This window comes from Fredinandcohnia quinoae, assembly GCF_022427965.1.
Taxonomy (GTDB): Bacteria; Bacillota; Bacilli; order Bacillales; family Bacillaceae_L; genus Ferdinandcohnia; species Ferdinandcohnia quinoae.
Map to the genome: position 1 here is coordinate 43,357 of NZ_JAKTTI010000016.1, position 13,867 is coordinate 57,223.

Here is a 13,867-nt window from a genome sequence, read left to right on the forward strand (position 1 = left end):
TATTGGTTGTTGTTGACTGGTATTGAATGGAATTGATTGTTTTTGGTTGATTAATGAAAATGCTTTCCTTATAATAAATGTACATAACAAAAAGGGAGTGTCACAATTGTTAACTCCGGAAAGACATCAGATCATTGTTGATTTACTCAAACAAAAAGGTGTAGTGAAGCTGCAGGAATTAGTTGAGCGAACAGACTCTTCGGAATCAACCATTCGTCGGGATTTAATGCAGCTTGAAGAAGCAAATAAGTTGAAGCGAGTACATGGTGGTGCTGAGCTCATTCAAGGAAAACGGTCTGAACCAAGCTACCAAGAAAAATCAGCCAAAAACCTTCAACAAAAAGAAATGATTGCAAAATATGCAGCAAGCTTAGTGAATGATGGAGACTCCATTTTTCTAGATGCAGGTTCAACAACGATGCAAATGATTCCATATTTGAATCAAAAGGACATTACAGTCGTCACAAATGGTGTGAATTTAATTGAGGAACTATTAGAAAAGGAAATTACAACCTATCTCATTGGTGGAATGGTAAAAAAACGAACAAAGGCATTAATAGGCAGCGGTGCAATAACGGGCCTAAAAGGCTATCGATTTGATAAATGTTTTATTGGAGTAAATGGGATTGACTTGCATTACGGTTATACAACTCCGGACCCGGAGGAAGCACTTTTAAAGCAGACAGCCATGTCGTTATCACGTGAAAAATATATTGTAGCGGATCATTCTAAATTTGGTGAAGTTTCATTTGCAAAAATAGCTGAACTACAAGAAGCGGTCATTATCACAGATAAAGTGATAAACAAATACAGTGAATATACAAAAATAAAGGTCGTGACATCATGATATACACATGTACGCTAAATCCATCAATCGATTATTTTATTGAAATGGATGATTTTAAAATTGGGGAGTTAAACCGAATCAAGGATGATTCAAAAAGACCTGGTGGAAAGGGAATTAATGTTTCTAGAGTGTTGAAAAATGTAGGAATTGATAGCGTAGCAACAGGATTTCTCGGTGGTTTTACAGGGCAATTCATTACAGATTCCTTAGAACAACAGAACATACCTACTAACTTTGTCCAAATAGAAGGGGAGACAAGAATAAATGTGAAGCTTCGGGCTCAATCCGAAACAGAAATAAATGGTCAAGGACCATTTATTTCAGAAGGTGAGCTTCAATTATTATTGAATCAATTCAATCAATTAAAAAGCGGAGATATTTTGGTTTTAGCAGGGAGTATCCCATCGTCCTTGTCTCCTAACCTATATGAGGAAATCGCAAATAGACTTTTGGAGAAGAACATCAAGGTTATTGTTGATGCTACAAAAGAAATGTTAAAAGGAGTTTTACCGTACAAACCATTTCTTATAAAACCAAATCATCATGAATTAGGAGAAATATTTGGTGTTTCGATTCATTCGGTTAGTGATGCAATTCCTTATGGAAAAAGGCTGGTTGAAATGGGTGCAGAACATGTAATTGTGTCAATGGCTGAAAAAGGTAGTTTGCTTTTTGTTCAGGATCGCGTGTATTACGCAAATATTCCCAATGGCAAACTTTTGAACTCAGTTGGTGCAGGAGATTCTGTAGTTGCTGGCTTCATAGCTTCTTATTCAAAGAATAGTGACGTGGTAGAAGCTTTTCGTTTTGGAGCAGCTGCAGGAAGTGCAACTGCCTATTCAGAAGGATTATGCGCAGGGACAAAGATTAATGAACTGCTAGCACAAGTAAAAGTGGAAGCCATATAGAAAGGACAAAGCAAACATGAGAATTACAGAGCTATTGAAGGAAGATACAGTTATTCTAGATCTGTCATCTACTTCAAAGGAACAAGTCATTGATGAACTTGCCAATAAACTTAATGAAGCTGGACGATTACAGGATAAAGAGCAATTCAAACAGGCTATTTTTACTAGAGAAGAGCAAAGTACAACTGGAATCGGGGAAGGAATTGCGATTCCCCATGCAAAAACAGCAGCCGTTAAAACGCCAGCAATTGCCTTTGGGCGATCAATTAGTGGTGTTGATTATGAAGCATTAGATGGTCAACCAAGTCATTTGTTTTTTATGATTGCAGCTGATGAAGGTGCAAATAATGCCCATTTGGAAACATTATCACGCCTTTCATCACTATTAATGGATGAAGAGCTAAGGGCAAAGCTAATGCAGGTAGAAAGCGTACATGAACTCTTGCAAGCAATCAATGACAAGGAAGCTGAATCAGAGATAGAAGAAGAGCCACAAGAAGCAGTGAGTGGACAGCAAATAGTTCTTGCGGTTACAGCCTGTCCAACAGGGATTGCCCATACGTATATGGCAGCTGATGCTTTAAAAGCAAAAGCAAAGGAAATGAATGTTCATATTAAGGTTGAGACAAATGGCTCAACCGGTGTTAAAAATGAATTAACTCAATCAGAAATTGATGAGGCTGTCGCTATTATTGTTGCTGCAGATAAGCAGGTCGATATGGCTCGCTTTAATGGAAAAAAAGTTATTCAGGTACCAGTTGCACAAGGAATTCGTAAACCAGAGGAATTAATCACTAGAGCCATTAATCAAGATGCTCCTGTTTATCAAACAGACCAGAAGGCAAAAGATAAGTCGACTGAGACCGGAGCAGGAGCTGGCTTTTACAAACACTTGATGAATGGTGTTTCAAATATGCTCCCATTTGTAGTAGGGGGCGGTCTATTAATTGCCATTTCATTCGTTTTTGGAATAAATGCTTCTGACCCAAATGATCCATCTCATCATCCAATCGCAGAGGCACTTATGACAATTGGGAGTGCAAATGCTTTTAAACTAATGATCCCAGTGTTAGCTGGATTCATTGCAATGAGTATTGCCGATCGCCCAGGACTCGCACCAGGTATGGTCGGGGGACTAATGGCAACAACTGGCGACGCAGGATTTTTAGGTGGCTTAATTGCGGGCTTTCTTGCAGGGTATCTGGTTTTATTAGTAAAAAAAGTATTTGCCAGATTACCAGAATCCCTTGAAGGGTTAAAGCCGGTATTGATTTATCCGTTTTTCGGGATATTACTAACAGGGGTCATTATGTATGTCTTAGTTGGTCCGTTAAAGATTGTTATGGACACCATTACGATGTGGCTTGAAGGTCTGGGAACAGGTAATTTAGTAGTACTCGGATTAGTATTAGGTGCAATGATGTCAATCGATATGGGTGGGCCGATTAATAAAGCAGCCTTTACTTTTGGGATTGCGATGATTGATGCGGGGAATTACGCTCCACATGCTGCAATCATGGCAGGTGGTATGACGCCACCACTAGGAATTGCTTTGGCAACAACCTTCTTTAAAAATCGTTTTACAAAACAAGAAAGAGAAGCAGGGAAAACGTGTTACTTCATGGGAGCATCATTCATTACTGAAGGAGCAATCCCATTTGCGGCAGCAGACCCTGGTCGAATCATTCCTGCTGCTGTTATCGGATCGGCAATTACAGGTGCCCTTACAATGATGTTTGGCATTGGATTACCAGCTCCACATGGTGGAATATTTGTTATTCCATTCGTCACTGGAAATTGGTCATTATATGTATTAGCAATTGTCATTGGTTCAATCATCACAGCATTATTGGTAGGTTTTTTAAAGAAACCAATAAAATAATTACGAGAGAACCCTGCAAAATTTGAGCAGGGTTCTTTTAAAAATAAAGTAGTACAAACCATAAAAATTGCTTAATTCAGTAAATTTGATATATAATTCGGTTATATTTTGTTTCAATTTTTAAGGGGAGAAAAAGATGATTAAGCGCTTTTTTACATACTACCGACCACATCGAAATCTATTTCTAATTGATTTTAGCTGTGCAATTATCGTTGCGATATTGGAGCTTGCCTTTCCTGTTGTCGTTCAGTGGTTTATTGATGATCTATTGCCGACGGGGAAATGGTCATTGATAGTTTGGGTGAGTATTGGCCTATTATTTGTATATATGGCTAGTACAGGACTACAATTTATTGTGAATTACTTGGGGCATAAGCTTGGAATCAATATTGAAACAGATATGAGGCAGCAGCTGTTCCAACATGTTCAGAAGCAATCATTTCGCTTTTTTGATAATACAAAAACAGGACATGTGATGAGTCGAATAACGAATGATTTATTTGATATTGGTGAATTAGCCCACCATGGTCCAGAGGATTTATTTATTGCAGTCATGACATTTATCGGGGCATTTTGGATTATGCTAACCATCAATGTGCAGCTTGCATTAATTACAATAGTCGTTGTGCCATTCTTGGTTTGGTTAATTGCATTCTCGAATATTCGCATGAATCATGCATGGAAAGAAATGTATGGTAAAATTGCGGATGTCAATGCACGAGTTGAGGATAGTGTCTCAGGTGCACGTGTTGTCCAATCCTTCACTAACGAAAAGTTTGAAATTGACAGATTTAGAACTGATAACCGTAAATTTCGTAAGGCAAAGCTTGTGGCCTATAAGGTAATGGGGTATACATCATCAGGAATTTATATGATGACACGCCTATTTATCCTCGTTGTATTGGTATATGGAGCTTGGTTAACTTTTAATGGAACATTGTCATCAGGTGAATTGGTAGCATTTATTCTTTATGTGAACGTTCTGTTTAAACCGATTGATAAAATCAGTGCATTATTGGAGCTTTATCCAAAAGGAATGGCCGGATTCAAACGTTTTACAGAATTACTTGATATGGAACCGGAGGTAGAGGATGCGAAGGATGCTATTACAGTTCCATCACTTCGTGGCGATATCAGGTTTGATCATGTAACATTTGGTTACGATGACAAACAAAAGCCTGTTTTAAATGGAATTGATCTACAGGTTCATGCAGGTGAAACAGTTGCATTTGTCGGACCATCTGGAGCAGGAAAAACGACAATTTGCTCATTAATTCCTCGCTTTTATGATGTGAATGAGGGTTCTATATCAATTGATGACATTGATATACGCAAGATGACAAAAGAATCATTACGTTCACAAATTGGGATTGTTCAGCAGGATGTGTTTCTATTCACTGGGACATTACGTGAAAATATCGAGTATGGAATGCTTGGCGCGACAGATGAACAAATTGAAGAAGCAGCAAAGCGCGCACATTTAGAAGATTTTATTGCCGGACTTCCTGAAGGCTATGAAACACAGGTAGGAGAGAGAGGCCTGAAGCTTTCCGGCGGTCAGAAGCAACGAATTGCGATTGCAAGAATGTTTTTGAAAAATCCACCAATCCTTATTTTGGATGAAGCAACTTCGGCGTTGGATACAGAAACAGAGTTAATTATCCAAAAGGCACTTACAGAGTTGTCGAAAAACCGGACAACACTTGTCATTGCTCACCGACTTGCAACGATTCGTAATGCAGATCGCATCGTTGTTGTTACCGAGGATGGCATTGCCGAACAAGGTGGACACGATGAATTGATTGAAAAAGGCGGTATCTTTGCAAATCTGCATCAGGTTCAGTATCAATCTTAGGTATTAGTTGTGAGAGCATCCACTTTGGTGGGTGTTCTTTTTTGTTGTGAGTATATTTAGATGAAATAGGCAGAGAATGGGGCTAACATGTTTGGAGTTTCGCTAACGCGCATAAAATCGGACTAATGCGCATAAATTCAGATTAACGAGCATAAATCAGTGGGATCGTGCATATCCCGTGTTTAGCGTGCAAATATCAAAATTAGCGTGCATATAATTTGATTACCGTGCAAATCCCAAAGGTACCGCTCATAAGTTAGTCGTAACGAGCATATATTCAGCTTATCGTGCATATATTTTTGCTAACGTTCATATCCCAAAACGTCAGCGAACTAGTACCACGTATCAATCGCAAAACAGTCCTTTAATAACCGGATTTTTATTAACTAACTAAAAAAAGACTCCCACACGTATATTTTTTGCGCGGGAGTCTCCATTTTTACAATTTAAACGAGCTTTTCAACGATACAATTAGGTTAAAAACAAGATTACCCTCTGTTGTATCTTTCGGGTCAACATTGAAGTATCCATGTCTGAAGAATTGGAACTTATCGTGCGGCTTTACATCCTTCATATTTGGTTCTACGAAGCCGTTTAAAACTTGAAGTGAATTTGGATTTACATAATCAAGGAATGTCTTACCTTCTTCTACTTCATTTTCTTCCTCTTCGTCAAGAACGAGTGGCTCGTACATCCGGAATTCAGCAGGGACTGCATTTTTCGCATCAACCCAGTGCAGTGTTCCTTTTACCTTACGACCCGTGAAGCCTGTACCACTTTTTGTTTCAGGATCATAGGTACAATGAATTTCTACAACATTTCCATCTTCATCTTTGATGACTTCTTCACATTTAATGAAATACGCGTGCTTTAGACGAACTTCATTTCCAGGGAAGAGACGGAAATACTTCTTCGGTGGATTTTCCATAAAGTCATCTTGCTCAATGTAGATTTCACGTGAGAATGGGATTAGTCTTGTACCCATTTCTGGATTCTCTGGATTATTTTCAGCCTCAAGCATTTCCACTTGATCCTCTGGGTAATTCGTAATCACAACTTTAAGTGGCTTCACGATACCCATTGTACGAAGTGCTTTTAATTTTAAATCCTCACGAACATAATGCTCAAGCATTTGTGAATCAACGGCACCATTTGATTTTTGTACACCAAGTGCTCTACAGAAATTACGAATTGCTTCTGCTGTATACCCTTTTCTTCTAAGGCCAGAAATCGTAGGCATACGTGGATCATCCCAGCCGTCAACAAAGCCTTCTTCAACTAATTGCTTCAGCTTACGCTTACTCATAACTGTATTCGTTACATTTAAGCGGCCGAACTCAATTTGCTGTGGTTGGCTTTCCATTTCACAATGTTCAACAATCCAATTATACAATGGACGTTGATCTTCAAATTCAATCGTACAAATTGAATGTGTAACACCCTCAATTGCATCCTCAAGTGGGTGAGCAAAAGCATACATCGGGTAGATGCACCATTTGTCACCAGTATTATGATGGGTAGCATGTGCGATACGGTAGATGACAGGGTCGCGTAAATTAATATTAGGCGAAGACATATCAATTTTTGCGCGTAGAACCTTTTCGCCATTTTGATAATCACCGGCACGCATTTTTTCAAATAACTCAAGATTTTCTTCAATTGAACGGTCACGATAGGGGCTGTTTTTACCTGGCTCAGTTAATGTACCGCGATATTGACGAATTTCATCCGCACTCAAGTCATCAACGTAGGCAAGTCCTTTTTTAATTAAAAGTACTGCGCGATCATACATTTCATCAAAATAATTAGATGCAAAAAATAATCCATCCCACTCATATCCGAGCCATTTTACATCCTCTTTAATGGAATTAACAAACTCAATATCCTCTTTTAATGGATTCGTATCATCAAATCGTAAATTCGTTTTACCGTTAAATTCGTCTGCTAAATCAAAGTTAAGGATAATCGATTTTGCGTGGCCAATGTGTAAGTAACCGTTTGGCTCTGGAGGGAACCGTGTAACGATATGATCTCGTTTTCCAGATTCCAAATCGTCTATCATAATATTTTTAATAAAATTGGATGTATGGTCCACTGTTTCTACCTCTTTCTACTACGTATAATTTGTTATTATTTATACCATAAATCGTGAAGTTTTACCATTCTTCCGATGCTTGTCGAAAGTTTCAGTTGAAAACTACATCCTATTTCATATAAACTGTGCAATATGCGAAAAATTATCACGAGTATCTATACGTTTAAAATGTATGTGTTGGAGCGATGTTATGAAAAATGAACTACAATCATATGAAATAGTTGATTTATGTCTGTTAGCGGGAAAAATAATGCTGCAAAGCGGTGCGGAAACTTATCGAGTTGAAGACACAATGACAAGAATTGCGGCTTCATATGGTTTGCATGATACTCATAGTTATGTAACACCAACTGGGATTATTTTTTCAATAAATGGCCAAGAACCGACTAAGCTTATTCGGATATCAGCAAGATCTACTGATTTGGAAAAGGTAACACAGGTTAATGATATTTCACGAAAAATAAGTAGCGGAGATATTAACTTTGAGATAGCGATTAAACAATTAAAGCAAGTTGAATCAAGTAATCACGCCTACCCGATTTGGATTCAAATTATCGCATCTGCAATTGCAAGTGGATGCTTTACAATTATGTTCATGGGTAGCTGGTATGATTTTATTCCAGCTGTTATAACAGGTGGGATTGGGTTTACTTGTTTTGTGTATATTCACCGTTTTGTAGAGCTGCGCTTTTTTGCTGAATTTCTAGCATCCTTTATTATCGGTGTGGTTGCTTATTTGTTTGTGAAGACAGGAACCGGTCAAGAGTTGGATAAAATTATCATCGGTTCAGTTATGCCTCTCGTTCCCGGTCTACTCATAACGAATGCAGTTAGAGATTTAATTGCCGGCCACCTCGTATCAGGCCTATCAAAAGGAGCGGAAGCCTTTTTAACTGCATTTGCAATTGGGACCGGAGTTGCAGTTGTACTAGCACTTTTTTAAGGAAAGGGATTTACGATGATTTATCAACTTATAACAAGTTTTATTTCTTCAGCTGCATTCGGTATTATATTTAACGCCCCAAGAAAGTCACTGATTCAATGTGGGTTTGTTGGTATGGTAGGTTGGGGTTTTTATAAATATTTGAGTAATGAGGAAGTTGATGCGGTTGTCGCCACATTAATTGCTTCATTCATTATCGCAATCATTAGCCACTTTTTTGCAAAAAAGTACCGAACACCTGTCATTATTTTTAGTGTTGCGGGAATCATTCCTCTTGTTCCCGGTGGGATGGCATATGATGCAATGCGGCATTTTGTAGAAAATGATTATGCCACTGCACTAGAAATGGCTGCAAGAGCATTTATGATTTCCGGTTCGATTGCATTTGGACTCGTTATTTCGGAGGTTATTAATCAAGTTACACGAAAAATAAGTTTGAAGAAGCTTAATTAAGTAGTGCTATGGATATCAACCCTTGAAAAAAGGAATGAATACTAATTTGCGATACTAGGAGGCTGGCTCGATGAAGATAAACATATTTGTTGTTGAAGATGATGATGCTTTGTTTGCTGCGTTGAAGAAAGGTCTAGAGGCTTGGTCGTTCCAGGTCACGAGACCAGATGATTTTGAAGGTGTGATGCGTTCATTTCTTGAACAACAGCCTCAGCTCGTCATCATGGATGTCACACTCCCGAAATTTGACGGATTTCATTGGTGTCGCGAGATTCGAGCTGTATCAAAAGTACCAATTATTTTCCTTTCCTCCCGCGATCACCCAATGGATATGGTCATGGCACTGAACATGGGGGCGGACGACTTCATCCAGAAACCGTTTCATACAGACGTGCTTTATGCTAAAATTCAAGCTGTTCTCCGGAGGACATATGCTTATGGCGAAGAGCAATCAAATATTCTTGAATGGAACGGCGCCTTGATTGATTTGAATCGGGGTGTAATTCGAAACGCTGGGAAAGACGTGGATTTAACAAAAAACGAATTTTTTATACTGATCACGCTCGTGAAATCGAATAATGTCATTATCTCGCGTCATGACTTGATACGAAAGCTGTGGGAGGACGAGCAGTTTGTGAACGACAATACCCTCACGGCGAATATAACCCGTTTGCGGCAGAAGCTGGAGACGATCGATTTGATAGACGCTATTGTGACAAAAAAAGGGATGGGTTATATGGCCATCACTTTATAGAGAGATTATGTACATGTACTGATAGGGGGAACCGTGCTATGTTTATCCGTTATGTTGATGCAAGGAAAAGCTGGATTTTACTGTCTGCCGGCTTGCTCGGCTTAGCCAATGCTCTGATCCTGCTTGATCAAGGCATCCAGGTCACGTCTACTTCTCTCCTTTATTTTAACGCCTCATTTATTCTGTCCTTTCTCCTGTTTTTTATATGGCGCTTCAAAAGAGAGACAAAATATGCGGCCGCGTTGGCTGCTTTGCAGGAAGACATGGCCTTAGACTGGATTGAAACACTTCCTGAGCCTGGGGACGGCCTAGATCAGATGACCAACGACATCTTACGGGAGGCCTCCCTTCAGTTCAAACGAAAGCTTTCTGACTATAAGGAAACTCAACTGATCGAGAATGAATTTACGGCATCGTGGATCCATGAGGTGAAGACTCCTCTCACCACCATGAAGCTAATCCTGGATGCCCTGCCAAGTGATCCGGAAATACGTAAAATTGATGCGGAATGGTTGCGGGTGTATTTGTTGGTCGACCGTCAGCTATATATGACACGTCTGCCCGCGATCGAATCAGACTATGTTCTTGAATTGACCTCCATACAGCGCCTTGCTGCGGAAGAAGTACGGGAGCTTGCGCCATGGTGTATGGAAAAAAATCTGGCGGTCAGTATCGAAGGAACGGATGTAAAGGCCATTACAGATCGAAAATGGTGCCGCTTCATCCTTCGGCAACTGTTGACGAATGCCGTGAAATATAATCCTGCGAATACGGCACTTAGGATCGTGACGGATGTAACGGTGACAGGCCAAGTCTTTTTGGATGTCATTGATGAAGGACCGGGAATACAGCCGCACGAATTGCCGCGTATCTTTGACAAAGGCTTCACGGGAGAAAATGGCAGGATTCAAAACACAGCGACCGGACTTGGGCTCTATCTTGCAAAAACTGTTGCAGATAAAATAGGAATTACCCTCAAAGCGCAACCCGGTCAAACGAAAGGTACGGTGACGCGAATGATCTTTGTTGATCCCAACGCATTCGAAGCTGTCAGAAGAGGGGCGGGCGAGTAATATCTAGCTATGAAGCAGTCGGGATTGCTCCCTGCTGTTTTTTTTTGTGGAATAGTGAACCTGACGATATTGTCACGTTGTCTTGCCAGATTGTCATGTAAAACGTACGACTAGCGGAAAATCCAACCGTATAATAAAGCTATCATCAAGCAACAATTATAATTTGGAGGTACGTTATGGATCAGTTGAATATAGGAGAAACCGTATTACAAGCACGAAATATCCACAAAACATATGGTAATAAAGGAAATGCACAGCATGTTTTAAAAGGAATAGATTTACGCGTCACCCGCAGTGAATTTGTCGGCATTATGGGCCCTTCCGGCTCAGGCAAGACGACATTGCTTAACGTCTTAGCCACGATTGATCATACTACGGACGGAACGGTTTTAATCGATGACGCAGATATCTCCAAGCTGAGTAATACCGCGCTTTCCGCCTTTCGTCGCAACAAGCTGGGATTCATCTTCCAGGATTACAATCTACTGGACACGTTGACGGTGAAGGAAAATATACTGCTGCCGCTCTCCCTTAGCAAAATGAGCAAGCGGAAAGCGGAAAGCGAGTTCACAGCCATCGCCGATGTACTTGACATTAAAGCACTGTCGTACAAATATCCGCATGAAATATCAGGAGGCCAGAAACAACGGACAGCTGCCGGGCGCGCTCTGATTCACCAGCCTTCGATCGTGTTTGCGGACGAACCGACCGGTGCACTGGATTCCAAATCCGCTTCCTCGTTACTGGACGTGATGGAGAAGGTGAATCAGCAGCGAGGCGTCACAGTTGTCATGGTGACCCATGATCCGGTAGCCTCCAGCTATTGCAGCCGTGTTGTGTTTTTAAGAGATGGGAAGATTTATTCCGAGCTGTACCGAGGCGATAAAACAAGACATGCCTTCTTTAATGAAATTATGGACGTGCAGGCTGTACTGGGGGGCGACCATGTTGACAGTTTTTGAATTAGCGCTTCGCAGCATGCGGCAAAATGTGAAGCATTATTATTTGTACTTCTTTGCGCTGATCTTTAGTATGAGCCTGTATTTTGTCTTCACCTCACTACAGCACGATCAGGCTGTTCAGAATATGACAAATACGAGCGTTGTCTTCTTTCAAATTGCGGGAGTCATGCTGATTGTGATCGTTGGGATCTTTACTGTCTCGGCCAATGGCATTTTCCTGCGTCGGCGCAGTCGAGAAATCGGACTATATCAGCTGATTGGTCTTTCCAAAGGCTGGGTAGCCCGATATCTAATAATCGAGAATATATTGCTTGGCTTGGGTGCACTACTTATTGCGATCATTTGCGGCGCGTTGATTTCAAGGTTGTTCGTCCTGATTTTGCTGAATCTGCTCGGCTTAGAAGGGATTGTCGGCATCAGCTTCTCCGTAACAGCGGTTTTTAAAACGGCGATGGTCTATCTTCTCATCATCGTCATCACTTCCATTCAGATGATGCTGACGGTTTATCGCAGCACCCTTCTGAATCTGTTTCAAGCTGACAAGCGGCCTGATCTCACTAAGCCGCCTAAAGCGGTGGCATCTGCTATTTTCGCCCTGCTCGGTCTGGCGCTGATTGGATACGGCTATGAATTATCGGGTCATATCGATAAAGAGTTATTCCCCAACGCACTATTGATGCTCGGATCTATCGTTACAGGGACTTACTTATTGTTTCACGTTACGATCAGATGGTGCTTTTACCAGTTCCGCAAACGTAAAAATGGACACCTAGGCTTAACAAACAGCCTGTCGATGGCTCCGCTGATGCACCATACGAAAGCAAATGCCAACTCACTTGCCTTGATTACGTTGTTGTCGGCCATGACTATCACGCTGATTTCCATGGCTTACTCCTTCTACTACTCCGTAGAGCATGAGACTCGCCGTGATCTCCCTTATGATTTTATGTTTGAAAACGATCCGCAGGAGGCGCTGTCGTTCAAGATGGAGCTGGAGAAGGAAGGCATCGATGTTAATCACCACGTCGTTGAAGCAGTTCTGACGATGGGCATCATCCTTGATCCGAATGACGAATCCTACAAGTTTGAAGAAAGTTTGTTATGGCTTCCAGCCGAACAGCTTAAACAAACAGGCGCAGACCTCATTGTGCCGCCAGATGGTGAAGCCATTTTGTACGATGCTGGGGCCTCACTTGCCGGGGACTTAGATGAGCAGTCGAAGCGATATCCAACCGAAATAGAGCTGAAGCAGCATGGACAGACCGTTATGTATACATTGAGGTCATTGAGGGAAAGGAACATCGTGAATTTAAATGCTCCCGGCAGTCAGCTGCTAGTGTCAGAAGCGACGATGGACAAAATCGCAGAACAAATGGCCGGTACGCCTAATTATAAAAAAATTCACTTTGATACGTATCAAGTTCCGGACAAGGAAGAGCTCGCCATAGCTTCCTCAATATACGAAAAATACGACAATGACGAACCATTAAAGTATGATTACTATGCGCAGTACAAAAAAGTGCTGGAGCTGACAGGCTTGCTCATTTTCATCGCAGCTTTCCTTGGACTTGTCTTTTTGATTTCAACCGGCAGCATCTTGTACTTCAAGCAAATGACCGAAGCCGAGCAGGAAAAGCAAAGCTTTAAGACGTTGCGTCAGCTCGGGTTTGACGTGAATATGATCATGAAAGGCATTATACGAAAGCAAGTGATCGTGTTCCTTCTCCCTCTATCGATCGGTATGCTGCATTCGATCTTTGCTATCAAGGCGGCTTCATTTATGATCCGGTCGGACACCATGTTTCCGGCAACTATCGCCATGTCGAGTTACACGGTTATCTATTTTATATTCGCTCTGTTTACCATAGGCTACTACCGCAACATTGTAAAAAGCGTTATGTCATAACCATCACTTAAAGGTGGATAAACTATATGGGGTATCGCCAACATTTCGGACATTTTGTACGCTAAGCATATTTCCAACCTAAAAAATCGATTCCTTATCGTACAGGGAATCGATTTTTTTGTTTTACAATCGCGCTCGTTAACCATTGACCCGATTAAAGATGCGGCAATTTGTTGAAAATGATATGAT

The 13,867-nt window shown here is 40.9% G+C and carries 11 protein-coding genes; 10 read left to right on the forward strand and 1 reads right to left on the reverse strand.

What is annotated here, in order from left to right; all coding sequences use genetic code 11:
* Positions 1–106: 106 nt before the first annotated feature.
* The 4 genes from MJG50_RS11355 to MJG50_RS11370 all read left to right on the forward strand — a co-directional run bounded on the left by MJG50_RS11355 (position 107) and on the right by MJG50_RS11370 (position 5,492).
* Complete coding sequence (locus tag MJG50_RS11355; RefSeq protein WP_240255851.1) at positions 107–847, forward strand: DeoR/GlpR family DNA-binding transcription regulator; 741 nt, start codon at positions 107–109, stop codon at positions 845–847.
* Complete coding sequence (gene pfkB / locus MJG50_RS11360) at positions 844–1,755, forward strand: 1-phosphofructokinase (protein WP_240255852.1); 912 nt, start codon at positions 844–846, stop codon at positions 1,753–1,755. Before MJG50_RS11355 ends, pfkB begins: the two co-directional genes overlap by 4 nt.
* A gap of 16 nt (positions 1,756–1,771) precedes the next feature.
* The gene (locus MJG50_RS11365) at positions 1,772–3,637 is read left to right on the forward strand and encodes a PTS fructose transporter subunit IIABC (RefSeq protein ID WP_240255853.1); all 1,866 of its coding nucleotides are present in this window, start codon (positions 1,772–1,774) and stop codon (positions 3,635–3,637) included.
* Positions 3,638–3,773: 136 nt separating this feature from the next.
* Positions 3,774–5,492 (forward strand): ABC transporter ATP-binding protein, encoded by a 1,719-nt coding sequence (locus tag MJG50_RS11370; RefSeq protein WP_240255854.1) that lies wholly within the window; start codon positions 3,774–3,776, stop codon positions 5,490–5,492.
* Between the two features lie 439 nt (positions 5,493–5,931).
* On the opposite strand, the gene MJG50_RS11375 is transcribed toward MJG50_RS11370, so the two are convergent.
* Entirely contained in the window at positions 5,932–7,587 is a 1,656-nt protein-coding gene (locus MJG50_RS11375; RefSeq protein WP_240255855.1) for a glutamine--tRNA ligase/YqeY domain fusion protein, read from the reverse strand.
* 190 nt (positions 7,588–7,777) lie between these two features.
* Here MJG50_RS11375 and MJG50_RS11380 point away from each other — a divergent pair, with 190 nt between their 5' ends.
* From MJG50_RS11380 to MJG50_RS11405, 6 genes are all read left to right on the forward strand, one after another.
* A complete protein-coding gene (locus MJG50_RS11380) occupies positions 7,778–8,530 on the forward strand; it encodes a threonine/serine exporter family protein (RefSeq protein ID WP_240255856.1) in 753 nt (250 codons plus the stop codon).
* A gap of 15 nt (positions 8,531–8,545) precedes the next feature.
* Positions 8,546–8,983 (forward strand): threonine/serine exporter family protein, encoded by a 438-nt coding sequence (locus MJG50_RS11385; protein ID WP_240255857.1) that lies wholly within the window; start codon positions 8,546–8,548, stop codon positions 8,981–8,983.
* Between the two features lie 70 nt (positions 8,984–9,053).
* Complete coding sequence (locus MJG50_RS11390; protein ID WP_275695587.1) at positions 9,054–9,737, forward strand: response regulator transcription factor; 684 nt, start codon at positions 9,054–9,056, stop codon at positions 9,735–9,737.
* 38 nt (positions 9,738–9,775) lie between these two features.
* The gene (locus MJG50_RS11395; RefSeq protein ID WP_240255858.1) at positions 9,776–10,810 is read left to right on the forward strand and encodes a sensor histidine kinase; all 1,035 of its coding nucleotides are present in this window, start codon (positions 9,776–9,778) and stop codon (positions 10,808–10,810) included.
* A 176-nt stretch (positions 10,811–10,986) separates the two neighbouring features.
* Positions 10,987–11,772, forward strand: coding sequence for an ABC transporter ATP-binding protein (locus tag MJG50_RS11400; RefSeq protein ID WP_240255859.1), 786 nt, complete (start codon positions 10,987–10,989; stop codon positions 11,770–11,772).
* A complete protein-coding gene (locus MJG50_RS11405) occupies positions 11,756–13,678 on the forward strand; it encodes an ABC transporter permease (protein ID WP_240255860.1) in 1,923 nt (640 codons plus the stop codon). The genes MJG50_RS11400 and MJG50_RS11405 overlap by 17 nt, the downstream gene beginning before the upstream one ends.
* Positions 13,679–13,867: the final 189 nt, after the last annotated feature.